At 59.5% G+C, this 26,404-nt stretch carries 20 protein-coding genes; 9 read left to right on the top strand and 11 right to left on the bottom strand.

The window, feature by feature from the left end; all coding sequences use genetic code 11:
• Positions 1 to 57: 57 nt before the first annotated feature.
• Positions 58 to 1,089 (top strand): hypothetical protein, encoded by a 1,032-nt coding sequence (locus IPK32_25695; GenBank protein ID MBK8095273.1) that lies wholly within the window; start codon positions 58 to 60, stop codon positions 1,087 to 1,089.
• A gap of 5 nt (positions 1,090 to 1,094) precedes the next feature.
• Here the strand turns inward: IPK32_25695 and IPK32_25690 are convergent, their stop codons facing one another.
• The gene (locus IPK32_25690; GenBank protein ID MBK8095272.1) at positions 1,095 to 1,703 is read right to left on the bottom strand and encodes a TRIC cation channel family protein; all 609 of its coding nucleotides are present in this window, start codon (positions 1,701 to 1,703) and stop codon (positions 1,095 to 1,097) included.
• 103 nt (positions 1,704 to 1,806) lie between these two features.
• On the opposite strand from IPK32_25690, the gene IPK32_25685 reads away from it, so the two are divergent.
• Positions 1,807 to 3,207, top strand: coding sequence for an alkaline phosphatase family protein (locus IPK32_25685; GenBank protein MBK8095271.1), 1,401 nt, complete (start codon positions 1,807 to 1,809; stop codon positions 3,205 to 3,207).
• Positions 3,208 to 3,230: 23 nt separating this feature from the next.
• Here IPK32_25685 and IPK32_25680 read toward each other — a convergent pair whose 3' ends face one another.
• Together IPK32_25680 and IPK32_25675 are read right to left on the bottom strand one after the other, a co-directional pair.
• A complete protein-coding gene (locus IPK32_25680; protein MBK8095270.1) occupies positions 3,231 to 4,409 on the bottom strand; it encodes a PQQ-like beta-propeller repeat protein in 1,179 nt (392 codons plus the stop codon).
• A gap of 81 nt (positions 4,410 to 4,490) precedes the next feature.
• Entirely contained in the window at positions 4,491 to 6,398 is a 1,908-nt protein-coding gene (locus tag IPK32_25675) for a sulfatase (protein ID MBK8095269.1), read from the bottom strand.
• 214 nt (positions 6,399 to 6,612) lie between these two features.
• Between IPK32_25675 and IPK32_25670 the strand changes: the two genes are divergently transcribed.
• From IPK32_25670 to nuoL, 3 genes are read left to right on the top strand one after another with little or no spacing between them, the layout of a single operon-like run.
• A complete protein-coding gene (locus tag IPK32_25670) occupies positions 6,613 to 7,203 on the top strand; it encodes an NADH-quinone oxidoreductase subunit J (protein MBK8095268.1) in 591 nt (196 codons plus the stop codon).
• Complete coding sequence (gene nuoK / locus IPK32_25665; GenBank protein ID MBK8095267.1) at positions 7,200 to 7,517, top strand: NADH-quinone oxidoreductase subunit NuoK; 318 nt, start codon at positions 7,200 to 7,202, stop codon at positions 7,515 to 7,517. Before IPK32_25670 ends, nuoK begins: the two co-directional genes overlap by 4 nt.
• A 37-nt stretch (positions 7,518 to 7,554) precedes the next feature.
• Positions 7,555 to 9,486: an NADH-quinone oxidoreductase subunit L gene (nuoL, locus tag IPK32_25660; GenBank protein MBK8095266.1), complete on the top strand. Its 1,932-nt coding sequence runs from the start codon at positions 7,555 to 7,557 to the stop codon at positions 9,484 to 9,486.
• Positions 9,487 to 9,526: 40 nt separating this feature from the next.
• Here nuoL and IPK32_25655 read toward each other — a convergent pair whose 3' ends face one another.
• A complete protein-coding gene (locus tag IPK32_25655; GenBank protein MBK8095265.1) occupies positions 9,527 to 9,928 on the bottom strand; it encodes a hypothetical protein in 402 nt (133 codons plus the stop codon).
• Positions 9,929 to 10,061: 133 nt separating this feature from the next.
• Here IPK32_25655 and hflX point away from each other — a divergent pair, with 133 nt between their 5' ends.
• Both hflX and IPK32_25645 read left to right on the top strand, forming a co-directional pair.
• A complete protein-coding gene (hflX, locus tag IPK32_25650; GenBank protein MBK8095264.1) occupies positions 10,062 to 11,357 on the top strand; it encodes a GTPase HflX in 1,296 nt (431 codons plus the stop codon).
• A gap of 214 nt (positions 11,358 to 11,571) precedes the next feature.
• On the top strand, positions 11,572 to 12,543 hold the full coding sequence (locus IPK32_25645; GenBank protein MBK8095263.1) for a chemotaxis protein CheW: 972 nt from the start codon (positions 11,572 to 11,574) through the stop codon (positions 12,541 to 12,543).
• Between the two features lie 6 nt (positions 12,544 to 12,549).
• Here IPK32_25645 and IPK32_25640 read toward each other — a convergent pair whose 3' ends face one another.
• The 4 genes from IPK32_25640 to IPK32_25625 all read right to left on the bottom strand — a co-directional run bounded on the left by IPK32_25640 (position 12,550) and on the right by IPK32_25625 (position 17,405).
• Positions 12,550 to 13,815 carry a (Fe-S)-binding protein gene (locus tag IPK32_25640; protein MBK8095262.1) on the bottom strand — a complete coding sequence of 422 codons (1,266 nt, stop codon included), beginning with the start codon at positions 13,813 to 13,815 and terminating at the stop codon, positions 12,550 to 12,552.
• A 99-nt stretch (positions 13,816 to 13,914) separates the two neighbouring features.
• Positions 13,915 to 14,607: an Mpv17/PMP22 family protein gene (locus tag IPK32_25635; GenBank protein ID MBK8095261.1), complete on the bottom strand. Its 693-nt coding sequence runs from the start codon at positions 14,605 to 14,607 to the stop codon at positions 13,915 to 13,917.
• A gap of 24 nt (positions 14,608 to 14,631) precedes the next feature.
• Positions 14,632 to 15,948 (bottom strand): UDP-glucose/GDP-mannose dehydrogenase family protein, encoded by a 1,317-nt coding sequence (locus tag IPK32_25630; GenBank protein MBK8095260.1) that lies wholly within the window; start codon positions 15,946 to 15,948, stop codon positions 14,632 to 14,634.
• 74 nt (positions 15,949 to 16,022) lie between these two features.
• Positions 16,023 to 17,405 carry an NAD(+)/NADH kinase gene (locus tag IPK32_25625; GenBank protein ID MBK8095259.1) on the bottom strand — a complete coding sequence of 461 codons (1,383 nt, stop codon included), beginning with the start codon at positions 17,403 to 17,405 and terminating at the stop codon, positions 16,023 to 16,025.
• Positions 17,406 to 17,476: 71 nt separating this feature from the next.
• Here IPK32_25625 and IPK32_25620 point away from each other — a divergent pair, with 71 nt between their 5' ends.
• Together IPK32_25620 and IPK32_25615 are read left to right on the top strand one after the other, a co-directional pair.
• Positions 17,477 to 18,916 (top strand): CPBP family intramembrane metalloprotease, encoded by a 1,440-nt coding sequence (locus IPK32_25620; protein ID MBK8095258.1) that lies wholly within the window; start codon positions 17,477 to 17,479, stop codon positions 18,914 to 18,916.
• 52 nt (positions 18,917 to 18,968) lie between these two features.
• The gene (locus IPK32_25615; protein ID MBK8095257.1) at positions 18,969 to 20,303 is read left to right on the top strand and encodes a response regulator; all 1,335 of its coding nucleotides are present in this window, start codon (positions 18,969 to 18,971) and stop codon (positions 20,301 to 20,303) included.
• A gap of 34 nt (positions 20,304 to 20,337) precedes the next feature.
• On the opposite strand, the gene IPK32_25610 is transcribed toward IPK32_25615, so the two are convergent.
• From IPK32_25610 to IPK32_25600, 3 genes are all read right to left on the bottom strand, one after another.
• Complete coding sequence (locus tag IPK32_25610) at positions 20,338 to 21,597, bottom strand: dicarboxylate/amino acid:cation symporter (protein ID MBK8095256.1); 1,260 nt, start codon at positions 21,595 to 21,597, stop codon at positions 20,338 to 20,340.
• Positions 21,598 to 21,647: 50 nt separating this feature from the next.
• A complete protein-coding gene (locus IPK32_25605; GenBank protein MBK8095255.1) occupies positions 21,648 to 25,040 on the bottom strand; it encodes a c-type cytochrome in 3,393 nt (1,130 codons plus the stop codon).
• Positions 25,041 to 25,128: 88 nt separating this feature from the next.
• Positions 25,129 to 25,839, bottom strand: a complete 711-nt coding sequence (locus tag IPK32_25600; GenBank protein MBK8095254.1) for a hypothetical protein — start codon at positions 25,837 to 25,839, stop codon at positions 25,129 to 25,131.
• Between the last annotated feature and the right edge of the window lie 565 nt (positions 25,840 to 26,404).

The following is a 26,404-nucleotide window of genomic DNA, read 5'->3' as shown; positions in this document are numbered from 1 at the left end:
GGATTGCCTAGTTGCACTCTGCCCTCAGCGGGGAAGGAATGAGTCATCACTTTCTTCATGCCCTCCCCATCCAGTCTCCCCGTCTCTCCTTTTGTCTTTGCCGCGTGCCGTGCGGGATCTGAAGCAGCGCTGAAGGCAGATGTGGCACGCCGACATGCTGGGCAGCTCACGCCGGCCTTCATGCGGCCACAACTCATCACCTGGAAGTCAAAAGAGGCGCTTCCGGCCAGCTTTGAGCTCGGATCACCTCTGGCGCGGGTGAGTGGCTTTTCGATCGGCTCCTTCGCCAGCGTGACGGAGCTCGCGCAGAAGCTCCAGGAGCAAAATCTCCGCGAAATCGCCATCGAGGTCGCCCCGCGTGAGATTTCAGAAGATGGCGTGATCGACTGGAGCGGCCCCGAAGCCGTGCAGACAGCCCTGCATGCTGCTGTGAGCGCAGCGGGCCTCACTTTAATAAATGCACCCCAGGCCGGAGATGCCGTGCTGAGTGTGCTGGTGGATGCCAGTGGGGCAAAGCCGCTCTTCGCAGGCCTCCACAGCCATCGTGTAGGTTTGAGCACGCAGTTGCCGCGCCTCGTGCTGCCTGCGCATGCACCATCGCGTGCGTGGCTGAAGCTGGAGCAGGCGCTGGCCTGGCGCGGATGGGATGCAGAGGAGTTGCGTGGCCTTACCGCACTCGATCTAGGCTGTGCGCCAGGTGGTGCATCGCTCGCATTGCTGGATCGCGGAGTGCGTGTGCTCGGTGTGGACACGGGGGACATGGATGAATCCGTGCTGCGGCATGATAGCGGCGGCTTCCGCCAGCTCCGCGTGCCACTGGCTCGCCTAGACATCGAGAAACTGCCCGCACATGTCGATCTCATACTCTGCGACATCAATTTAGCCCCGCCGGAGGTGCTGCCGCATGTCGCACGACTCCAGGCTGCTCTGCGGGCGCAGCGACTCATCCTCACGCTGAAAATGAACTCCGATGCGCACGAGCGCCGCATGGATGAGTATCTGAAATTCATTCGTGGCTTTGCCCCCGCGCCAGTGCACGCCACCCAGCTCGCAGCGAATCGCCGTGAAATCTGCGTCACCGCAGGTTGAGGTCATTATTTCCGCACAAAGGCTGGCAAGCGCAGCCCCCAGCGCATCGCGGCCAGTCGCAGCAGCAAAATCACGCTCATACCCGCATAGCGTGGCATGCTGGACTGCGGAGCCCACTCCAGCAGCAGCAAATAAACGGCTGCACCGGCCACCACCGCCGTCGCATACAGATTCACCTCCTGGCGGAAGACCCACGGGATCTCACGCCGCAGCACATCACGCAAAATCCCACCAGCCACGCCCGTCACCACACCGAGCAGCACCGCCACGATGCCCGATGTGCCGTATTGCAGTGCCTTCTCCGTGCCTGCGATACCGAAGAGCGCTAGGCCGAAAGCATCCGCCACATCCAGCATCCGCTCTGGCAGATGCACGAACCGCGCCGCCACAAAAGTCACCGCCGCAGCCGTGAGCGCCATCCACACCAGATCTGGCCGCCCGATCCAGAAAACTGGCGAGACACCCAGGCATAAATCCCTCACCGTGCCGCCGCCCACCGCCGTCACCAGCGCCAGCACCAGTACACCGAGCAAGTCGATGCCACGCCCCTCAGCCGCGAGCACGGCAGACACCGCACAGACGGCCACAGCAAGGTATTCGATCCACTCTGGCATGATGGGATGCGGATTCACCACGATGGAGAGTTCGTCAATGGTTCCCTGTTTGCAGTTCTCCTCCAGCGCGGGATAATCGCCCGCCAGAACTCTCCCCCCACACATGCAACGCACCGCCATCCTGAACGTCGTAGGCCTCACCAGCAGGCTCATCGGTGCTCAAATGCCGGAAATTCGCGCTTTTTTAGAGCGGAATCGCATCGCGCTCATCGAGCCCGTCACACCTGCGGTCACTTGCACCGCACAGGCGACTTACCTGACTGGCAAACTACCGCGTGACCACGGCATCGTGGCCAATGGCTGGTATGATCGCGATTATGCCGAGCACCGCTTTTGGAAGCAGCCAGAGCAGCTCATGCATGGAGAGAAGCTCTGGGAGTCCCTCCGCCGCGTGGAGCCAGAGTTCACCTGCGCCAAGCTCTTTTGGTGGTTCAACATGCACTCCACCGCCGACATCGCCATCACACCGCGCCCGCTTTATCCGGCGGATGGGCGAAAGGTCTTCGACATCCACTCCCAGCCCATGCCGCTGCGTGAGCGGATCAAAAAAGACCTCGGCCCTTTCCCCTTCCGCAGCTTCTGGGGCCCTGGTAGCGACATCAAGAGCAGCATCTGGATCGCTGAGAGCGCGAAGTGGATCGAGGAAAAGCACTGGCCCAGCCTCAGCCTCGTCTATCTGCCGCATCTGGACTACAATCTGCAACGCCACGGCCTCGACATGACGAAAATCAGCGGCGACCTGCGGGACATCGACCGCGTCGTCGGCGACCTCATCCGCTTTTATGAAAAACGGAACATCCAGGTCGTCATCCTCAGTGAATACGGCATCACCGACGTCACCCAGCCCGTGCATCTGAACCGCGTCTTTCGTGACAAAGGCTGGCTGAGCATCAAAGACGAGCTCGGCCTAGAGACACTGGATGAAGGCGGCTGCAAAGCCCTCGCCATCGCGGATCACCAGCTCGCTCATGTGTATGTGAATGATCCTAGCATCCTCAATGACGTGCGTGCTGCGCTAGAGGCCACACCCGGCGTGGCGCAAGTGCTCGGGAAGATGGAAAAGCATCTCGCAGGCCTCAATCACGAGCGCAGCGGCGATCTCATCGCCATCGCCGATGAGCGCAGTTGGTTCACCTACTACTATTGGCAGGATGATGCCAAAGCGCCCGACTTTGCCCGCTGCGTCGATATTCATCGGAAGTGCGGCTACGACCCCGCCGAGCTGCTGCTCGATCCGCAGCTGCGCTTCCCCAAGCTCAAGATCGCTGGCAAGCTGCTGAAAAAAATGTGCGGCATGCGCATGCTCATGGATGTCATCCCGCTCGATGCCACGCTAGTCAAAGGCAGCCACGGCCGACTCCCCGCTGACTTCAATGACTGGCCGCTACTCATCGGCGACTTCGATGCCCTGCCGAAAAGCGGCACCGTCGCCGCGCACGAGGTCTTCAGCCACCTCCACCGCCTCTGCTCCCGCGGCCACGGCTACGGCAGCGCGGGGCTGTGAAGGCGTCATTTGCTCACACGAGATTACTTCACTTCAAAGCAGGCCATTTCGCCGGCGGCGTTGCGGAGGTAGAGGCGGCCGTGGGAGAGGACGGGGACGGTCCAGCAGCGTCCGGTGAGGACGGGGGTGCGGGAGATGGGCTCGAATTGGGTGGCGCTGGCTTTGGCGATGATGAGTTCGCCTTTCGCGGTGAGGATGATGAGTTTGCCATCGGCGGCGGTGAGGGAGCAGAAGCCGGTGCTGGGCTCGGTCCATTTTTCGGTGCCGGTGGCGAAGTCGATGCACTTGAGGGCTGCTTCTTTGTTCTCATCGCCGTCGCTCCCGTAGAGATGGCCGTCGATGAGCACGCTGGAGTTGAATTGATTGCGCATGATGCGGCTGCGCCAGATTTCTTTGGGCTCGGCACTGGATAGATCGAGCAGGGCACAGCCTTTGTTGTAGCCGGAGGAGATGAAGAGCTGGGTGCCGCTGAGGATGGGATCGGCGGCGTTCACGCCGTAGCTGGTGTTCCAGGTGTGCTCCCAGAGCACGCTGCCGTTGCTGGGGTCGATGCCTTTGTAGGCGCGGCGGGTGCTCAGGACGATCTGCGATTTGCCATTTACGGTGATGGGGTGCGGGGTGCTGTAACCGGCGGTGTCAGCTTCGGATTTCCAGATGAGCTTGCCGGTGGTTTTGTCGAATGCGGCACCGTTTTTGCCGATGTTGAGGATCAAGTGATCGCCCGTGACGAGCACGGAGCCGCTGAAGCCCCATTCGGGGATTTCGGCTTCGGTTTCTTCGAGGATGTTTTTTTGCCAGAGGATTTTTCCGGTGGCGGCCTCGTAGCTGATCAGGTCGCCCCAGCGGCTGAGATGGTAGGCTTTGCCGGCATCGAGAGTGGGGCCAGCGGAGGTGCCGCCTTCGTAGTATTTATCACCCAATTCGGCGGTGTAGGAGTGCTTCCACACGAGTTTGCCATCTGCTGCATCAAAGCAAAAAACGGTGTCCTTGCCATCGGTGTGACCAGTGGTGAAGACGCGGCCCTCTGCGATGGTGCAGGCGGCAAAGCCGATGCCGATCTGCGCGGTCCAGAGCTTCTTCACCTCGGCGCCGGTGAGTTTTTCCGTGGAGATGCCATCGCGGGCTGGGCCGCGCCATTTCGGCCAGTCAGCGGCGTGGAGTGTGGCTGTGAGAGCGAGGGCGAGCAGCGGCAGTTTTTTCATGACGGCGATGAGGTGGCCGTTTTTGGCGAAAAATCGAGTGCGAACTTCCATGCGCCGTGTGCGGCGGAGGTGGGAAACGCATCAAAAATCCCAGCTCATCGCTTTGCCCTTCGCGGGAGCGACTTCGATGCGGTCGATGTCGCTATCTGGCAAATAGAGACGAAGTGTGCCCAGTGCTGCCTGGGTGGTCAGATCGATGCTCAATTCCTGCCAATCGCCGGCTTTGACCGCAAAGGGCACGGTGGTGAGGCCATTGGGATCTGCGGAGCCGTGGGGGTAGCTCTCGATTTTTCCTGCGCCGCCGGTGGCGCTGCGGACTCGTAGCTTGATGGTGGCTGGGGCGTTCATTTTTGCCATGCCATGGCCTAAAAAGGCGGTTCCTGGCTTTGCGGTGCCTTTGAGGCTCAGAATGCCGTCGGAGATCGTCGCTTTGCATTGACGCTCTTTCCAGCCTGCGAGCGGGTCGGTGCTCTGGGCGGGTGTTTTGGCGGCGAGGGGCTTGTAGGCGGGATTGGGGCGCGGATAGGTGGCGGCGGTGTCTTGCAGGAAGGTGTCGATGAGGGTGCTGAGTTGCTTCACGCGGTCTGGCTGCTCGGCGGAGAGGTCGTGGGCCTCGCTGAGGTCATTTTCCAGGTCGTAGAGCTCATGGGTGGCAGGATTGCCAAACCAGCGCAGCAGCTTGAAGTGGCCGCTGCGCACGGATACACCGCCAGCGCGGTTTGCGCCGGCATGTGGGTGGTAATTGAAGTAGGCCTCACGGTCGAGTGAGCCCTCGCCTCGCAGCACCTTCGCGTAGCTGATGCCATCAAAGTGCTGCGCGGCTGGCTTCGCGAGGCCGAGGAGGTCCAGGATGGTGGGATAGACGTCGATCGGGCCGACGATGGCGTCCGAGGTGGTGCCGGGGGCGATTTTCCCGGCCCAGGCCCACATGAGCGGCACGCGGGTGCCTCCTTCATAGAGGGTGCCTTTGCCATCCCGCAGCGGAGTGTTCTGGGTGGGAGGCTGATTGCCTGCCCACTTGATCCAGTCGGCGTTGGCAGATTTTTTGCCGGTGGAGGAGATGTTGCTATGTGCATTGCCGCCGTTGTCGGAGGTGAAGATGATCAGAGTGTGGTCTGCGAGGCCATTTTCCTCCAGGCTGGTGAGGATGCGGCCAAAGCACTCGTCCACACTGCGCAGCATGGAGGCCATGATCGGGTTCCCCTGGCGGCCAGTAGGGTCCTTTTTGCTGAGGAAGGTCTGCGTGTATGCCTCCTTATGCCCCCAGGGACCGTGGACGCCGTAGCACCAGAGATTGAGAAAAAAGGGACCACTTTTGTTCGCGGTGATGAATTTCTCTGCCTCGGCGGCTTGGCGATCGACGATGTACTCGCCCGTAGGGCCATCGGTGATAGTGCCGACCTTGGTTTTGCCGCCGGGTTTCCCGTCTGCCAGCACGCCGTAGGGGGAGAAGTAATTCCCCGGCGGCCCCGGATCAGGATGGCCGTGGAAGGCGACATCAAAGCCCTGCTGCTCTGGCCAATGTGGCTGGGTGAGGCCGAGGTGCCACTTGCCGATGTGGGCCGTGCGGTAGCCATTTTGCTGCAAGGCCTCTGCTAGCGTGATCTGTGCTGGCTCGAGGTAGTTTTTGCTCTCTGGGGTGAGCATAGGGGCTGTGGCCGGGGCAGACGCGGGCAAAAAGACATGCCCCGGAGCCTGTGGCGGCTGGTGGCCCGTAGCACTCGTAATGCCGTGCCGTGCGGTGTACTGCCCGGTGAGCAGGGAGGCACGGGTGGGGGAGCAGAGTGGCTGCGAGTAGGCACTGGTGAAGCGCATGGCCCGTGTGGCAAAGCGGTCGATCTGCGGTGTCTCGTAGTATTTCGATCCATACACGCCACTGTCCATCCAGCCCATGTCATCGACCAGGAAGAGGACGACATTCGGCCGCGAGGCAGCCTGGAGCGGGAGACAGAGAACACCGAGAAAGAAAAGGGAGACAAAGCGGGTCATGGCACTGCTGAAACGGGGGTCTGCGAGGCGACATTGCGCTGATCCGCCCTCCTCTAGCTCATTCGAAAGCCCCCTTTGTGAAACTTTTCACAAAATCGGGTTGCCGCCTCCCGCCCTCGCTCGCATCATCGGCCTCTCCCTGTGTTTTTGGGCACTGGTTTGCTTCGTGGCAGCCAGGCACCCTTTTGGACTCGGATTTCGTCATTCTCTGCGCATGCCTCCGCTTTTATTTTACCTCCTCGCCGCCATCACCCTGGGCTTTGGGCTCATGGTAGTCACGGCGCGGAATCCGGTCACCAGCGCTCTGTCGCTGGCCTCATGCTTTGTCGGTCTAGCCGCACTGTTCATCAGCTTAGACGCTTATTTCATCGGTACCATCCAGGTGCTGGTCTATGCGGGGGCGGTGATGGTGCTCTTCCTCTTCATCATCATGCTCCTGGACATCAAGGCAGAGGAGGGCAAGTCCAAGAACATGATCGCCATCGCTACGGGCGCGATGCTGGCTGCCCTGCTAGCCCTGCAAATCACGAGCGTGGTCGGTCACGCGAAAATCGCGGACAAATCACCAGAAAACACCCCGCTAGCCTTTGCAGAGGCGAAATCGACCCTCGGCGCAGCAGCCAAGCTGCCCACCATCGCCAGAGACCTGGATGCAGGGATGCTGCCGGATACGAAAATGATCGGTTTCACGCTCTTTGACCAATATGGCTTCCATCTCCAGGTCGTGGGCCTGCTGCTGCTCGTCGGCACGGTGGGCGTGGTGGTCCTGAGTAAACGCGAAAAGAATCCAGGAGGTGCCGCATGATCACGCTAGGTCACTATCTCGTCGTCAGTGGACTGCTATTCTCACTCGGCCTCGCCGGAGTGATCGCCCGGCGGAACATCCTCATCATCTACATGTGCCTGGAGATGATGCTCAGTGCCGCGAACTTGGCGCTGGTGGGCTTTAGCCGCTTTCACCTCGTGCATGGTCTGCCAGACTACACCGCGCAGTCGCTCGTCTTTTTCACCATCACCGTCGCCGCCGCAGAGGTGGCCGTAGGCCTCGCCATCATCGTCGCGCTCTTCCGTGCGAAGCAAAGCGTGGACACCGAGGCCATCACCAAGCTCCAGGGCTGATCTCGAAACGCCGCCGCCCGAACCCCGCCCGCCGCCCATGCCAATCCTCGCCGCCGTCACTGATTCTCAGCCTCAAGGCCAATTCATCCCCACGCTCCTGCTGTTGCTGCCCTTTTTATCCGCGCTGGTCATCCTGCTCGGCCACAAGGCACTGAAAAACGCCAGCGTGCTCATCTCGGTCGGCTCGTCGGTGGTTTGCCTCTTCGCTAGCGTCACACTGCTGGCCACAGATGGAGCGGATGCCCCCGTCGTGCCGCTTTTGAATTTCATCGACATCCCTGGCTTCAGCGCCGGGATCGAGGCCATGATCGACGGTCAAAGCCGTGGCATGATGTTCATCGTGACCTTCATCGGCATGCTGGTGCACATTTTCAGCCTCGGCTACATGAAGGACGATGAGGCCAAGCCGCGCTTCTTCGGAGCGCTGTCCCTCTTCATGTTCAGCATGACGGGCATCGTGCTGGCGGCCAATCTGGTGATGATGTTCATTTTCTGGGAACTCGTAGGACTCAGCTCCTACTTGCTGATCGGTCACTGGTTTGAAAAAGCCAGCGCCGCAGAAGCCTCCAAAAAAGCCTTCCTTGTGAACCGCATCGGTGACTTTGGCTTCATGATCGGCATTTTGCTCCTGTTTGGGCTCAACAAAGGCGATCTGAACCTCGACAACCTCCAAGACGCCTTCGTCCAAGGCGGCCCGCTTTTTGATATAACGAAAAGCAACCCTGGAGTCGTCACTGCGATCGCGCTCTGCCTCTTCATGGGCTGCGTGGGCAAGTCGGCCCAATTTCCCCTCCATGTATGGCTGCCAGACGCGATGGAGGGCCCCACACCCGTCTCCGCGCTCATCCACGCGGCCACCATGGTCGCCGCAGGTGTCTATATGATGGTGCGAGTGAGCTTTGTCGTCACCGCATCGCCTATGGCGGCGGAGGTGATCGCCGGGATCGGCTGCTTCACCGCCCTGCTCGCCGCGCTGATGGCTACGCAGCAAAATGACATCAAGCGGGTGCTCGCCTACTCCACACTCAGTCAACTCGGCTACATGGTCATGGCGGTCGGAGCCGTCGCCATCATCGCACAGGCGGGACATGCGCCGCACGGTGCACATCCCGGCCACCCGGCCATGTTCCACCTCTACACGCATGCGTTTTTCAAGGCGATGCTCTTCCTCGGTTCAGGTGCCGTGATCTACGCCTGCCACCACGAGCAGGACATCTGGAAAATGGGCGGTTTGCGCAAGCACATGCCCGTTACCTTTTGGACCTTTGCCATCGGCACCGCAGCGCTCATGGGCGTGCCAGGACTCAGCGGCTTCGTTAGCAAGGAATCCATCCTCGGTGCCGCCTATGATAGCGACTGCAAAATCCTTTTCTACGGTGCCGCCATCACAGCCACGCTCACGGCCTTCTACATGACACGGCTGCTCATCGTCGCCTTCCTCGGGAAGCCACGCACGGAGTCCGCTCACCACGCCACGGAGGTGCCAGTCATCATGCTGCTGCCACTGGTGTTGCTGGCGATCCTGTCCATTTTCTCCGCCTGGGAATCCATCGCCCATTTCCTTCAGGCCATGATGCCGGAGCACGTCCCACCACACACCACTGTGCTCGCTGCCTCTATCATCGCCCTCGTGGTCGGAGTCGGCTCGGCTGTCCTCCTCTACCGTGGCAAAGACAGCGATCCGGTGAAGGTGAAGCTTTTCGCCAACAAATTCTACTTCGACGAGATCTACGCCGTCATCGTCCGTGTGCTCCAGGATCGACTGGCGTGGATCGTCACCGGCATCGAGCGTATTTTTGTCGATGGACTCATCGCTAGGCTGCCTGCGGCGCTTTTTGCCCGTATCGGAGCCGCCACGCGTCAGCTCCACGCCGGACATCTGCAAGGCTACACCTTCCTCCTCGGTGGTGGTGTACTGGGAGTCATCTACCTATTGGTCTTTGTCATTCCTCGCACTCTCGGTCATTGAGAGTTCGATCACCTAGCACAGGCTACCGCTGTGAGGCCAATCATGGAGTCACCACGATTTTGCCGTCTTTCTTCTCCAGCTTCAGCGTTTTGCGCTCGAATTCCTGCTTGTAGCTCCATCCCACCTCGGCAGACCAGTGCCCATCCCCCGTCGCCTTTAGCTCACGCAGTTGCAGCACGAAAGTCGCCAACCGTTCCGCATTATCCACGATGATCGGGCCAGGCTCCACCGCCTTCAAATTCAGCGCATTCACGAACTTCAGTTTCAGATCCGCAAAACGAGCCGTAAACACATCACTTGCGGGCGTCATGAGTCCATCCGCAGTGATTTCGCCCAAAACGATGCTGTAATTCTTCGACACCCCAGGATTCAGTGGCGGTAGCGTAGCGATCACATGCCGTATCGCAGCCTCACCCGCATCATTCTCATAGCTTGCAGGCACAGGATGTCTGCCGCAGGCAGAAAGAGAGAGCGCAAGGAGAATAAAAAGACGGCGAGAGAGCATAACGAGTGCCCTACATCGCACGGAACACTCGTGTTGGCAATACGCGGCCCTGCGCCATACTCCTCGACCCATGTTTGATGTACGAGAAAAACCCAACCAAGTCGAACGCGCCTTTTTAGTCGGAGCGTGCTTTGACCGTCGTGACAAACCTGAGGCACAAGCTCTCCTCGATGAGTTGGGGGAACTGGTGCGCACACTCGGCATCGAAGTCGTAGGCACAGACCTGGTCTATGCCCGTGAGCGCACGCCACGTCACCTCATTGGCAGCGGAAAATCGGAGGAAATCATCGCCAAAGCAAAAGCTCTCCAATCAGACTGCATCGTCTGGGACAATGAGCTCTCACCCGCCCAGCAACGAGCCTGGGAAAGCGAGGGAGACATCTGCGTCATCGACCGGCATGAGGTGATCCTGGACATTTTCAACATGCGTGCCCGCACCCGCGAGGCTCGGCTCCAGGTCGAGCTAGCACGCCTCGAATACTCACTCCCCCGCCTCACCCGCATGTGGGCACACCTTGACCGACAAGGCGGCGGAGCAGGCGGCGGCAAGGGCGGCGCAGGAGCTGCCCGTGGAGAAGGTGAAACGCAGCTCGAAACAGACCGCCGCCTAGCCCATCAGCGGCTCGATCGCGTGAAAGCCGAGCTCGAAGACGTGCGCCGAGTGCGTGACACCATGCGTAAGGAGCGTAGCCGAGTGCCAGTGCCCCACGCAGCCATCGTCGGTTACACCAATGCAGGGAAATCATCCCTGCTCAACAAGCTCACCGCCTCAGACGTGCTCGCAGAGAACAAACTCTTTGCCACACTGGACACCACGACACGCCGCATGGAGCTACCAGATGGCCAACAGATGCTGGTGACTGACACCGTCGGTTTCGTGCGGAATCTACCGCATGACCTAGTCCAATCCTTCCGCGCCACTTTAGAGGAAGCCGTTCTCGCAGACTTTCTCATTCATGTGGTGGACGCGAGTTCACCCGAGGCGGAAAAATTTCATCATACAACCACCACAGTCCTCGGGGAACTCGGTGCCGGCGAAAAACGCGTCCTTCTGGTACTCAATAAAATCGATCTCATCGACGACATTCGGATGCAAGAACTCCGTCGAGCATTCCCAGATGCCGTAGAAATCTCCGTCAAGACCGGGCAAGGAATCGACGATCTGCATCATCGCCTCCACGACTTCATGATCGACCGGGTAGTGCGTCTAGATTTAGATTTGCCACTGGATCGAATGGATCTCGTCGCGCTGGCGCATCAGGAGGGCAAAGTCATCGCCGAAGACTACGAAACAGGCCGTGCCAAGGTCCAATGCGTCGTGCCCAAGCGTCTGGAAAGCCGATTCACCCCCTATTTGGCCAAGTAGGACTAAAAGTCCCCAAGCAAGCGCAAACGCCCAATTCAAACCACACAGCAAATTGCAACAAGCACTCGTATGGGTAACAATGAAACACCTGTCCCTTTATCAAAAAAGCGTTTGCGCTCTTACCATTTGGTGGCATCGCTCGGGTATGCGTCAGGCTCGTCTCAAAGCTCCGAAGCACCACCAAGTTGCTTACTATCACTGCGTTTCGCGCGTGGTGGATAGAACGTTCCGATTGCAGGAGCAGGAACGGGAGATGTTCGTGGGGCTGATGCGGATGTATGAGGAGTTCGGTCAGCTGCGAGTGGTGACTTACTGCGTGTTGGCGAATCATTTTCATGTGCTTGTTCAGGTGCCGCGTCGTCCACAGGTGATGCCTGCCGAGCAGGAGGTGGTGGGGATCGTGCGTAGGGCGTTTGGCAAGGCTGCGGCTTGGAAGCTTCAGGAGGAATTGGAGCATTTTCACAAGATCGGGGCACATGCGGAGGCTCAAAAGATTATCGACGGGCTGACGGCGCGGACGTGGGATGTGTCGGCGTTTATGAAGTCGCTGAAACAGCGATTCACGCAGTGGTTTAACAAGTGCCAGAAGCGCAAAGGGACGCTGTGGGAGGAGCGTTTTCGCAGTACGCTGGTGGAGGGCGGTGGTGTGGCGCTAGCCATGGTGGCGGCGTATGTGGATCTAAACCCGGTGCGAGCGAGATTGGTGAGTGATCCAAAGGATTACCGCTGGTGTGGCTATGCGGCGGCGGTGGCGGGTGTGAGGCGTGCGCGGGAGGGTATCGAGGTGGCGGTGCGGGCGTATTGGGAGGGTAGAAAGGCGCCGTATGGTGTGCTGGAGAGCTACCGGCAGATGATGTTTACCTGGGGGGTGAAGTCCAAAGTGGATGCAGAAGGGCGGACGCGAGGTGCGATCCGACAGGAGGACTATGCAGAGGTGGTGAGGAGTGGCGGGAAGTTGCCCGTGGCGGAGCTGTTGAGGTGCCGCGTGCGCTATTTCACGGATGGGGCGGTAATTGGGTCCAAATGCTTTGTGGATGCGATGTTTAAGTCGCATCGACGGCGATTTGGCGCGGGGCGCAAGGATGGTGCGCGTAAGGTGCGTGGTTTGCTGAAGGCAAAGGAGGACGACGCGGGGCTTTACTCGATGCGTGATTTGCGAGTGGATGTCTTCGGGCCGCGTGGGTGAGCGGATTTACTCTGCGAGTGCTCCGTTTGCTGTTTTTTCGGCACGGTAGGCTTGCGCTAGCAGCGTGACGGGCTGGGTGACGGTTTCGCCTGTGGCGCGGAGTCCATTGGCGAGTTGGAGGTGGCAGCCGGGATTGCTGGTGGCGACGAATGGGGCCTTTGTTGAGCGGATGTGTGCGATTTTTCGTTCGAGGAGCTTCTGACTCTGCTCGGGCTGGGTGATGTTGTAGATGCCGGCACTGCCGCAGCACCAGTTGGACTCGGGCAGTTCTTTGAGGGTGAGGCCGGGGATGCTGGTGAGCACTTGGCGTGGCTCGGAGACGATTTTTTGGCCGTGGGTGAGGTGGCAGCTTTCGTGGTAGGTGATTTCGGTGATGCCTGCGTTTGCTTGTGGTGGACGAAAGCGGCTACGCACGAGCCACTCGTGGATGTCTTGCACTTTTTGGTCCCAAAGGGCTGCTCTCGCGGCGTAGTGTGGGTCATCGTGGAGGAGATGGCCGTAGCTCTTCAAGTGGGAGCCGCAGCCGCCGGCATTGGTGATGATGGCATCGAGCGATTCGAGCTGCGGGAAGGCATCGATTTGTCTGCGGGCCAGTTCGCGGGCGAGCTCGAGCTCTCCATTGTGGGCGTGGAGTGAGCCGCAGCAGCTCTGTGAGCGTGGGGTGATGATTTCGCAGCCATTGGCTAGCAGGACATCGACGGTGTCGCGGTTGATGCTGGAAAAGGCTAAGTCCTGTACGCAGCCGGTGAGCATGCCGACGCGGTGTTTCACTGCGGTGGCAAGTGTTTCGATGCTGGTGATGATTTCGTCCGAAAAGGCGTCTGCGATGCGTGGTGTTTGCGGCTCGAGTTTCGCAAGTGAGCGGGGCATGAGGCCAAAGAAGCGCATGCGGCGCATGAAGCGATCGAGGCCCGTTTTTTGATAGAGGCGCAAACAGCGGCCGACGAGCCGCAGGAGCCACGGGTGCATGAATAGCACGTTGAGTGTGAGCCAGCGCCAGAAGTCACGCTGGGTGCTGCGGGCGACGCCTGCTTGTTCTACGGAGGCGCGGGCAGTTTCAAAGAGCTCTGCGTATTTGACTCCTGCTGGGCAGGCAGTTTGGCAGGCGAGGCAGCCCAGACAGTAGTACATTTCGTCGGAGAGCTCACGAGTGATCGCTAGCTCGCCATCGGCGACGGAGCGCATGAGGGAGATGCGTCCGCGCGGGCTGTTCCGCTCCATTTTGGTCTCCACATAGGTGGGGCATGTCGGCAGGCACATGCCGCAGTGCATGCACTGCTGGAGCACGGAATAATCAAGAGTCTGGAGGAGGGAGGGTGTCAGGCAGGGTCAAGAAAGCATGTGATGCGCTTCCAGCAAGGTGAACGCGGCTTACTCTGCGGTCTGCTGCCGTGCGAGGACGGTGACGATGAGGATGAAAAAGCACATCACGACCGAGAAGAGTGGGAACTGCAAGGCGGGTGGGAGGCTATAGACGAGTGCGAGCGTGGGTATCCACACGAGCCAGTTGGTGATGAGGACGGTGGGGCAGGTGCGTGTCCAAAAGCTGCGATCGAGTGTGGCTCGGGTGCGTGCCCAGGAGCCGCCCATGTCCACCCAGCGCATGGCGATGAGTAGTGTGGGCACGAACCAGAGTGGGCTCATGATGAATTGGTCCACGGCGACTTTGGTGATGAGGGTGCGTGCATCATTGCCGGTGCCGAAGAGGTAGCCCTGGAGGCGGTAAAAAAGGTCGATCTCCATGCCGCGGTAACCCCAAAAGAGCGCTAGGAGGCCGATTCTCCGCATGCGGTCCGCCTGGGGGAGTGTGCCGAGTAACCATTGGACAAACGACGGCAGTAGGACTGCGGCGAGGATGGTGGAGCAGAGGGAGAAGAAGTAGGACCAGCGTATTTTAAGCTCGCCGATGCTCTGCCATGCATCTGCGACGGCTGGGAGCTGATAGTAGCTACCGACGAGTAGCACGACGACGATGTTGAGCAGCACGCAGGGCACGCGGTTCTGCCGGAAGACGCTGCTGATGCTGGAGAGGATGCCAGGAGTAGCTGGGGATGAGTCTGGCATGATGAAAAGCCCTGCCAGGTGTCCTTAACCACGCTCCTGTACCACACCGCGTCCGATGCCGCGGTATTGGAATCCGAAGTCGGCTGCGGCGATGGGGTCGATGAGGTTGCGGCCATCAAAGATGAGCGGAGTGCGCATGGCCTCACGGAGATCTGCGAGGTCGATGGAGGCGAATTCTGGCCATTCGGTGGCGATGATGAGTGCTTCGGCATCCGTAGCGGCCTCGAGGGCGCTGGAGGCGAATTTGATCTTGGAGGCGATGGGGAGCTCACGGGCTTTATCCATCGCTTTGGGGTCATAGGCTGTCACAGCGGCTCCTTCGGCGACTAGGGCCTCGACGAGGCTGATGGCGGTGGAGCTGCGTACATCATCGGTATTGGGTTTGAAGCTGAGGCCCCAGACGGCGAGTTTTTTTTCTTTGAGCACCCAGAGTGCCTCACGGATGCCAGCGAGGAAGCGCGTGAATTGGTGCTCATTGATGCGCTGGACTTCTTCCAGGAGCTTGAATGGCGTGCCCATCTGGCGTGCGATGGCGATAAAGGCGGCGATGTCCTTGGGGAAACATGAGCCGCCGTAGCCGAGGCCGGCATTGAGGAAGGCGCGGCCGATGCGTTTGTCGGTGCCGATGCCTTCGGTGACTTTGATGACATCTGCCCCAGCGGCTTCGCAGATTTCGGATAAGGCGTTGGCGTAGCTGATTTTGAGGGCGAGGAAGCTATTGGCAGCGTGTTTGATGAGCTCGGCGCTGTTGATGTCGGTGACGAGCACGGGAGCGACAAAGGGCTCATAAATCTTCTGCATCAGGGCGAGGGCGCGGTCACTGTTGCCTCCGATGACGATGCGGTCGGGCTTCATGAGGTCTTCCACCGCGCTGCCTTCGCGGAGGAATTCTGGATTGCTCACGACATCGAATTCCACGCCGGGCTTCGAGTAGCGGCGGATGGTGTTGGAGACGCGTTCGCCGGTTTTGACTGGCACAGTGCTCTTATCGACGATGACGCGGTAGGAGTTGAGGTGGACGGCGATTTCGCGGGCGACTTTTTCGATGAAGCTCAGATCGACGCTGCCATCCGCCTGGGGTGGTGTGGGGACGGCGATGAAGATCACTTCGCCATGCTCCACGCCTTCCTCGGTGCTGGTGGTGAAGCGCAGGCGCTTGGCGGCCACGTTTTTCTTTACCATGGCCTCTAGGCCGGGCTCGTAGATGGGGATTTCTCCAGCGAGGAGGGTCTTTACTTTCTGCTCGTTGTTATCCACACAGCAGACGTGGTGGCCTACTTCTGCAAAGCAGGCACCTGTGGTGAGTCCGACGTAACCAGAGCCGATGATGGTGAGTTTCATGATGCGTTTTCACCGTGACGCTACGCGGCAGGGCAGGGGAGTGCAAGGAGTGGTGCAGAGTGCCCGCACGCAGGTCAGGCACCGAACTGAATGGCGGCGATTTTTTCCGCCATGTCATGGCTAGCGCAGAAGACGAGCTCCGCCGCAGCCGCGCGGGAGAGCCGCGCACGCATCCGGACGACTTCACCGACACTCTGACCATCGACGTAGCCCTCCACGGGCCTGCGCTTGGGATCGAGGCAGCGTATTTCCACAGTGGTATCGGGTGAAAGCAGGGCGCTGCGCCAGTGGGCAGGCTCCAGCACATTCGAGCCGACGAGGAGCCACGCAGGGGTGTCTGCGAGCAGGGGGGAGGCCCCCATACTGCGGGCGTAGGCCGTGCTACCGGCGGCTGTGGCCACCAGGGCACCATCGCTGACGAGTTTGGGGATGCGGGGCACGCCATTGACGATGATCTCCAGCCATGCGGACTGCGCGGTGAGCCGCTCTAGCCAGGCGTCATTGAATCCATGTGCCGTGTGGCGCCGACCTGCATCGTCCTCGAACTCCAGGAACAGCATCGGCAGTTGGCGGAAAATAACGTCGCAGGGCGGGAAGGCGGCTGATCCGGCGTGCTCGGCCCCATTGAGCAGGAAGCCGATGTGGCCAGCATTGATGCCGAAAAAAGGCAATCGACCGCGCCAGTGCTCGCGGATGCCACGTAGCATCGCCCCATCACCGCCGATGACGGTGATGAAATCGGCCTCGGAGGCCGGAGTGTGGTTTTTTTCCAAAGGGGCGGCGAGCTCGCGTGCTTGGGGATTTTTTGCGTCGGCCTGGAGGAAGTAGCGTGAGTGGACCAGGCTACCACGGGCCCAGTTTGCAGGGATCGGAGCGCGGTAGAGGCCGTAGCGCTCGATGTAGGCAAAAGCACGCGGATGGAGCATCTCGGATACGGTTTGACCATGCTCTAGCAGCCCACGGATCGTGCTGCTGGCTCCTTCGACGTTGATATCAATGATGCGTGAGTGGGGCGGCAGATCCGCCTCCTTGAGTGAGTAACCCGGGCGCTGCATCACCGCGAAGCGTGCCGTGAACCAGAGCTCTGCCCCACGCTCCCAGGTGCGCTGGATGGCGGACTGGCCACTGGCACCGCCAGTGAGCAGGTCTGCACCGACGACGTGCCAGACCTCATAGTCTCCTTCGAAGCGAGTCTGTAGCTCGTGATTCCGAGAAAAGGTATCACGCTCGAAATCACTCAGATCGACCGTGACGCCATGGATGCCGCCAAAAGCGATGTCTGCGAGGGCTGCACGATAGACCGGTGGCACGCTATCGGTGACGGGCTTGTCTGGTCGTGGGCCACAGGGGATGATACGCACTTCATCAAAGTGACGCGTCAGCTCCCGCGCGATGTGCGCGTGATGGAGGCCAGGTGGATTGAAGCTGCCGCCGAAAAGGGCGAGACGTGCGGGCATGGAGCTATGTTGGCGGCGGTTTGCGAAAAGGGAACTTTGATTTTTCTGAACTCGGGCGATGGCATCCGCTCATGGCAGACTCATCGGACTCATCTCCCCCGCCTCCTTTACCGCCACCTCTGCCGCCGCAGGCTGCGCCAGTCATCCCAGCAGGGGATGAGCGAGAGCTCCGTGTGCGCGGAGGTCGTATGGGGCTGGTTTTGGCCTGGCTGGTTATCGTGGGCACGATCACCTTCATCATCCAGTCCGAGCCACGTTGGAAAAAGAAAGAGGAAGCGGCGAGCGGTGGCGCATCGAATATCGTGCTGGAGCTGATCGGGCGCTACACCGTCGGGGCCCATCATGTTTTTAGCCAAACGGGCATGTGGACGGAGGCGGTCGAGGCCCAGTACCTCGGCAATGTAGCGCCCCAGGTGAAAACACCTGCGGATGAGCTGAAGGTGGAGCTACTGCGAGCCTGGCTGCGCTCGGAGTGGCCGCGTGCAGAGAGGCTGGATGCGCTAGCTTCTCAAAATGAGGCCCTGAAGGCCGATGTGGAGGCAATCCGGCTCCTCCAGAAAAAAACCGCTCTCGATGACGCGGCGTGGCATCGGCTGGAGGAGCGGCATGGCTGGCTAGCACAGCTCGCACAAGCCCTGCCACATGAAAACACCCATGAGACCCGTGTGACCATCTACCAGCAGGCGACACGCACGCTGATGGCGCTGGGGCTGGGCACGATGGGAGTGGTGGTGGCGATGGCGGTTGGTCTGGCGCTGTGCATCGTTTTCATCGTGAAGAGAAATGCCGCACGCAGTCGGGGGGCGCCGCCGCCGATCCGCTTCACTCGGCCATGCGAGTCGCCGGTGGCTGGTGGCGTGCTGGTGGAGGCCTTTGCGATTTATCTCGGCGGTTTTGTGTGGCTCCCAGCGCTCGTTTTGCTGGTCTACCCAGAGATGCCGCAGCAGTGGCTCTATCTGGTCATCCTAGGCGTGGTGTGCATCGCGGTGCTGTGGCCGCGCTGGCGTGGAGTGCCCACCGCGACGTGGCGGCAGGCTTTGGGCCTCCACTGCGGCGCGGGCTTGTGGAGGGAGATGGGTGCGGGTCTAGCCGTGTGGCTGGCTGCGCTGCCCTTTACGGCATTGGCATTGCTGCTCTCCTCATGGTTGGCTGCGTACAGTGGTAGCACGCCGGTCCACCCTATCGTGAAGGAATTTGCCGGTAGTGATGCCTCTCGGCTCGCCGCACTGGCCCTGGCGGTGCTGTGGGCTCCGGTGACAGAGGAGCTGACTTTTCGCGGGCTGCTATTCCCTGGGCTGGCGGCACGTTGGCGGCTGGTGGCGGGCGTCGTGGTGAGCTCATTCCTCTTTGCTGCGGTGCATCCGCAGGGCTGGGCTGGTGTGCCACCGCTGATGGTGCTGGCCGCTGCCTTCTCCCTCATTCGTGCGTGGCGTGGTAGCCTCATCGGGGGCATCACCGCGCATGCGCTGAATAATGGTCTCATCACGCTGATGATGCTGGCCGCCTTTTAAAGAACGAAATTCGTGCTGGAGCCGCAGCGGGATCAGGGGCAGATTTTGAGCGATGTCAGCCGCCGCCCCCAAAAAAATCCTCATCGCCGAAGATGTCCGCGCTATCGCCATGCAGCTCCGGCATGCGCTGGAAAAGGCGGGCTATGTGGTCGATGTCGCGAGCGATGGAGAGCAGTGCCTGGAGAAAGTGGCTTCCTTTCACCCAGACGTGCTGGTGCTGGACCTCATCATGCCGAAGCTCAATGGTCTCGAGGCGATGCGCATGCTGCGTGCGGCCCCTGAGACGGAAAATCTGCCCGTCATCGTCACTACGGCGAAGGATTACTCCACGGAACTCCAGCACATCCGCCAAAGCGGGCCGCTCGATGTGCTGATCAAGCCCTTCGAGCCGAAAGTGCTGCTGAATCGCCTGGAGAGCTTTTTCAGCACCTCCGCGAGTTGCTCACTGGAGGCGGCGCGGCCAGCTCGTAGCACAAAACCGACCGACATCTATGCACCCAGCTTGGACTCCAGCAGGCCCCATGCACGGTTCTGGGGCACGCGTGGCTCGATCCCGGTCTCTGGCGGTCGCTACGCACAACATGGCGGCAACACGACATGCTTTGAGTATTGCACGGGGAAGGATCGCATCCTTTTTGACGCCGGATCAGGCTTACGAGATGCGGGGCTCTCGATATTGAAGGATGGGCCGCGTCACATTCATCTTTTCATCACGCACACGCATTGGGATCACATCCAGGGCTTTCCCTTTTTCACGCCGATTTACGTCCCCGGTTATGAAATCACCGTTTATGGCGAGCGTGGCTTCGGCAAGAATCTGGAGTCGCTCCTCGTCGGTCAGCTCGATCGGGACTACTTCCCGGTCCAGCGTGAGGATCTCGCCGCGAAGGTGAACTTCGTCTTTCTCGATGACAAGCCGGTCGAGATCGGTGGGGCAAAGATTTCCCGTGAGTATGTGCAGCATCCTGGAGCCACGGTGGGCTTCAAAGTGGAGCACGACGGCTGGAAAGTGGTCTTTATCCCGGATAATGAATTCCTCCAGGGCTACACTGGATCACCCGTAGGTCTGGAGCGTGGCAGTGACATCGTCGTGCCACATGAGCCCCTACTCAGCTTTGTCGAGGGCGTCGATCTGCTCGTGCATGAGGCGCAGTATCTACCGGCTGATTACCCCAAAAAAATCGGCTGGGGGCACTCGAATCTGGCCAGCGCATGCGCATTGACCAAGCTGGCTGGCGTGAAGAAGTGGATCGCCGTCCATCATGATCCCGACCATGACGACAGCGCTCTGCATGCGAAGTACAACCTCACGCAGCAGATTTTGAGCGATGTCGGCTACCGCATCCCCTTCCTACACGGATACGACGGACTGGTGGAGTATCGGTGATCGAATCAGGAAGCACTGGGGCCGAACTGGCACCCTAATCCCGCAAAACAGCTCCGGCCTTGGATTCATCCAGTTCGCCCTCCCATTTCGCGACGACGAGCATCGCGAGGCTGTTGCCGATGAGGTTGGTGATCGCGCGGGCTTCTGACATGAAGCGGTCGATGCCTAGGATCAAGGCGAGCCCCGCGACGGGAATGGTGCCCGTGGAGGCGAGCGTGGCTGCTAGCGTGATGAATCCGCCGCCGGTGACTGCCGCAGCGCCTTTGGAGGTCAATAACAGCACGCCCAGGATGCCCAGCTCCTGCCAGAGCGACAAATGCGTGTCTGTGGCCTGAGCGATGAATAAAGCAGCCATCGTCAGGTAGATGCTGGTGCCATCCAGATTGAAGGAATAGCCCGCTGGCAGCACGATGCCCACCACACCGCGTGAGCAGCCTGTGTGCTCCATTTTGGTCATGAGCTGCGGCAGCGCGGCCTCAGAGGATGAGGTGCCCAAAGTCAGCAAAAGCTCCTCGCGGATGTGCTTGAGCAGCTTCCACAGCGAAAAGCCATTCCAGCGTGCGATGAGGCCCAACACCACAAAAATAAACACCGCACAGGTGAGGTAAACACAGCCCATGAGCAGCGCGAGCCGCCCCAGAGCGCTCACACCATATTTCCCGATGGTGAAGGCCATCGCACCGAATGCGGCAATGGGAGCGGCTTTTGTCACGATGCTCACGATGCCGAAAAACATCCGCGCTATGGTGTGCAGCAGTTCGGTGATCGGCCGCGCCTGCTCTCCCAGCCGTGCTAGGGCGATCCCGGCCAGGATCGCGATGAAGAGCACCTGCAAAATCTCCCCTTCGGCGAAAGCGCTGACAAAGGTCTTCGGGATGATGTGCATCAGGTGCGCTACGAGGGTCTGCTTGCCCGCCGATTGAGTGTAACCCTCCAGTTTGGCGGAGTCTGCCGCACTGACGCTCATCTGCGCCGCATCCACATGCATGCCAGCACCTGGCTCGATCACCTTGGCCACGATGAGGCCGATGATGAGCGCCAGGGTCGTCACGACCTCAAAGTACAGCAGCGCCTTCCAGCCGACACTGCCCAGTTTTTTGAGATCGCCCATGCCAGCGATGCCATGCACCACCGTGCAGAAAATGATCGGCGCGATGAGCATCTTCACCGCATTCACAAAGGCAGTGCCCAGTGGCTCCAGCGGCACCGCCAAATCAGGACAAAAGAGCCCCAGCAACACTCCCAGCACGATGCCGATGAGTACCTGGACGTAGAGTGAGCGGAGCCATTTCATGGGCGCGGATGCTGAAAGGAGTCCTGCATCTGCGCAACTGCTGTTTGCCGCTACTTCAGGCTCCGCAGCCAGGCGACGAGGTCGAGCAGCTCGTTTTCTGGCATTGTTTGATCCAGCCCCATCGGCATGAGGCTGGTGGTGAGTGTCACATCACCCGTGATGCTCTGATGCGGCACATTTTTCTCCTGACCGGCCACATCCACGACGAGCAGGCCCTCCGCTGTGTGGCTCTTGATCACGCCGAGCGTTTGCTGCCCGTCGCTGGTCTCGATGACATGGGCCTCGTAGTCGCGGGCGAGGGTATTGGAGGGGAAAAGGATGCTTTCGAGCAAATCGCGCTCGGTGCGGATCGCTCCGATCTTGCTCAGGTCCGGGCCGATGGGCCGCCCAGCGTCGCCGATCTTGTGACAGGCGATGCAGGTGCCTTTTCCAGCTTTGAAGTGCTCTGCGCCTTTGGCCGCATTACCACTGGAGGCAGCTTTTTCGGCCAAGGGGCCGAGTTGGCGCTTTTTGGCCTCCGTTGCGGCTGCGGCGGCATTGTAGGCCGGGAGGAGGATGGTTTCAAAAATGTCTGTGGGCAGGTCTGCGAGCGCGGTGCGGTATAGACTCTCCTGCTGGCTGGCGATGGCCGGATTCTTCGCGATCTCGCGTGCGAACGCGCGGGCGATGTCCGCGTCCTTGTGCCGTTTCAGCAGCGGGAGGAGCGTTTTGAGCTCCACGGGCCCCACGGTGGCAAAAAGCGGCGCGATCTCCGGCACACGCATCTTCGGAAGCGGCGCATGCACGATCATCTCCGCCGCCTGGATCTTCGCCGCAGCGCCCGATGCTACGTCCGTGAGCACATTTTTGACCATCGTAAAGGTTTCGCCTTCTAGCTTCACCGACTTCGCCGCATCCAGCGCCTTGAGCCGGATGGAAAGCGGCTGCTTCGTGTCATTGGCAATGGCTTGCAGCTTTGCATCGAAGTGTGGCGTCTTGAGCTTCTTGATCGCATCGAGAAGGAGTGGGGTGGGTTTTGCGAGAAGGGCTTCGAGAGGTTTGAGCCATCCTGCATGACTTATGCCGCCCGATTGGTTAGCGATGACTCGAAGGGCTACTGTTTGTAGCTCTGGATTTTCAGAGGCGAGTAGCTTCGAATTCATTCGCTGGGCTGGTTCTGTTGCCAAATGAGCGTAAAGGATAGGCGAAACACGCTCAAACCAGTTCGAGCCGTAGGTTGAGGATTTTTGAAGCCATTTTTCCAATATGGGCTCCAGTTTCGCGGCAGCCTCCGGGTTGGTTTTGGCAAATTCAATAGCCGCCCGACTTGATTCGCCGAAATAGTTCAACCAACTCATGGCAATATGTAATGCGGGTAGGTTCAGACTCGGATCATTGGTCGCAATGCCACGAATGATTGCGAGCATTCGTCGTTGCGTTGTGTCTTGTTCGGCGTTCTCCAAATCTTTCAAATCGAATGCCTTGGTCACGATGGCCGCGTAAATGGCTGCGTGCTCCGTTGCAGGATCAAGTTCAAAGCTTGATAGAGTATTTAGAAGCAGACCCTTTGCCTCGGTGGGCAACTTACGGGTCATCGCAATTTGCATGAGCTCGCCCGCGCTTAGAGTTTGAGGCATACCAGCCGGGCGTCTGTAATAACTTGTTCCAGTGCCAGATTTTGTAACGGGATCACTCCAGATCGTTGGCCCGATCTCCCAACTGCCTGCCGCCATATTCAACATGGAGAGGCTAACGGAAGTATTTTCACCAGTTGGAACACGCAGCTTATAGCTAGGGAACCATCCCAGAGCCTTAATGTAGTCAGGACTTTTGGGAAGGGGTTGCTCTGACAATCTTGGGTCTAGAAATGGCCGCATTGCATCCGGGTGTCCGACCTGTCCTGCAATGAAAGTTGCCAACAATCCCGCCTGCCGAGCTGCATGATCTGTTGTATAAAGGCCTACCGCAATTTTGTCGACCAAAGCAAAGGCCCACATGTCCCAGATGCATTCCAGCTTTGGACTAAATGATAACCCATCCTCTACAAGCAGACGTGCGGCCTTTTGACGAACGAACTCACGATTGTCGCTGAGTAGTTCGAGTAGCTGCTGTTGGTCGTATTTGAATACTGTTATTTTCCTTTGAGGATCGGGTGGAGTTATTTTCAGTTTGAGTGTCAATCCATAAGGGTCATCGACTTTAGCTCCCTGCTTTTTCACGCGATACACAGCCCCCAGCAGATCACTCTTCGCCATCAAGCTACTCGGGCAGCCGATGCGGAACCAGCCGCCGGTGTCGAGGAGGAGGAGGGAGCCATCGGCGTCTTCCATGACGTCGGTGAGGTGGATGTCGGGGCTGTCGTGGAATTTGAGGAACTCGTTTTCGACGGCTTTGTAGGTGCTGTCGTCTGGGGTGAGCTCCATGCGCACGAGGCGCTGGGTGTTGAAGTGAGTTACGAGAAGGTTCTCGGTTCGCTGTTCTCGGTTGGTGGGGTAGCTGCGCCAGAAGCAGCAGCCGCTGACGGCGACGTGGCCGAAGTTGTACATCACCGGCATGGTCTCCAGTGTGCGCGGCAGGTGGGCGATGGCCTGGAGCTGATCGGCACGCTCATAGACGCCGCCGTAGAGCCAGTGGATGATGGTGTCACCGCGTGGCTGGGTGTAGTAGAGGTTTTGCACGCCGATGATGTCGCCCTCAGGGGTGAAATCGACTTCGACGGGGTTGTCCCCGCAGCCGAGGGAGTGCCAGGAGACGTCGCTGCCATCCGGTTTGCAGCTCCAGATGCCGCAGGCTTTGGAGTTATCGACTGGGGTGCCGTCTTTCTGTTTCACATCATGGCCTTTGCGACCGTGGCACCAGTAGAGGCGGCCATTCGGGTGCAAAAAGGGGCCGTGGATGTCGGCGGCATTGCCCGTGTAGTCGAAGCCGGTGACGATCTCTTCGCGTTTATCAGCGACGCCGTCGTTATCGGTGTCGGTGAGTTTCCAGATGGAGGGCGGAGAGCCGACGTAGAGGCTGCCATCGAGCCAGCAGGCACCTTGGGGGAACGTCATCTTGTCGGCGAAGATGGTGCTTTTGTCGAAGTATCCGTCCTTGTTGCTGTCTTCGAGCATGAGGACGCGGTTGGGCGGATTTTTTTCGAGTTGTTCTTTGTTCCAGTTCACGCCGGTGGCATCACCGATGAATAGACGACCCCGATCATCGACACAGCCCATGATGGGGTGTGTGACGAGCGGTGGTGCAGCGGCGAGCTCTAAGGTGTAACCAGGTGGGAGGTCGTGGCGGGGGATTCCTGATTTTGGATTCCTGATTCCTGATTCTGTAACCACCACGGGCCGCTTGGCGCTGGCTGGGATGTCGCTGCTCTGATCCAGTGGGAGGTCCGCAGCCAGGGCTGGCGCGGTGAGGAGGAGGTAGAGTAGGCGGCGCATGACGCTGCCAAATACGGTGATGGGGGGATGCATTTGTCTTTGGGAGGTGTAGGCGCAAAAAAAGGCTCCAGGTGGGTCTGGAGCCTTTTCGTGGAGATCTTGGAGGATCGCGGTGATTCGATCAGCGGATGATGATTTTCACGGCTCCTTGGCCCTGACGATTGTCATCTGAGCTGACGATGATCTGGGCGAGGTGATGGCCGCTGCGCCAAGTGGCACTATTGATGGGCTTTACCTGGATGAGGTAGGCACCGGTGCCGACATTGCGGAAAGAAGTGATGTTGTTGCTGAAGGGGGCTTGCTGCCCAGGCACCTCAAAGTACTCCATGAGCGTGAAGTTGTCCTTGGAGAGGTCTGTCACGGGCCAGCCGCCGCTGCTGACGAGAACGAGGATGTTGGCGGGATGGGTGTTGCCATTGGCGGCAGCGCCAGCAGAGGCCTGGGTAGAGAGGGCTAATGGTGTGCCGGCAGGCGATGGATTCTTGGCGATGACGAGCTTTTGTGCGGGTGCTGGTGACGGAGCTGGTGCGGGTGCGGGAGCTGGCGGTGGTGGTGGCGGACTGGCTTCAAAGACGGGCTTAAAAATAGGAGCTGGCTCTTTTTTCGGCGTGGGGGCAGGTGCAGCGGCGACGGGGGCTGGTGCGGCTGGCTTCTTCGCAGGTGCTGCCTTGACTGCTTTCGCTGGCTTTGCCGCTGGCTTCGGTGCTGGTTTTTTCACAACGGTGGCTTTTTTTGCTGGAGCAGGCTTTTTGGCTGCGCTGGCTTTTTTGGCTGGAGCCTTAGGAGCAGGCTTTTTCGGGGACGCTTTCTTGGGAGCAGGTTTTTTAGCCATGGCTTGTGTATTGGTTCGATTTTAGGATTTTTCGCAGGCTAGCAAGAAAACCGGCTAGATGTCGAGGATGGTGTTGGGGTGCTCACGAATAAATTACGAACGGAAAGCTCGTGGAACCGGCCTAGAATGGAGCTTCCAGCGCCATAAAGAAAAGGCTGACTGCGAAGGCAAAAAGCCAAATATGCGGGTTTTTTGGTGGAAATTATGATCAGTGCCAATGTTTGCATGAACAGTATTTTCGAGTTTCTACGGTAGTTAGCGAATCCGCGAAAAATTTGAAAACAGCGTTGCATTTCTCGTAGAAACCAGATTATAAAGATTGATTAACTATCAATTATACCGGTTGAAATGGGTGCCGACCTTCGGGTCCATTTCTTTCTGTTCCCTCCCGTCTCATGAACGCCTCCATCGCATTTCCGCAGCCTTTCAGCCTACCGCAAGGTAGTGGCTGGCCGCAGCGTGTGCTGCAAGATGCCCTATATAGAGTGACGGAGTTGTTTCACGTCGGGAGCTGGCCGTGGTTCGGCGCGGCTGATGTGGCTTCCGATGCGGGAGTGACCACGCG

Source organism: Verrucomicrobiaceae bacterium (assembly GCA_016713035.1).
GTDB lineage: Bacteria > Verrucomicrobiota > Verrucomicrobiia > Verrucomicrobiales > Verrucomicrobiaceae > Prosthecobacter.
This window is presented reverse-complemented; position numbering and strand designations above follow the sequence as displayed.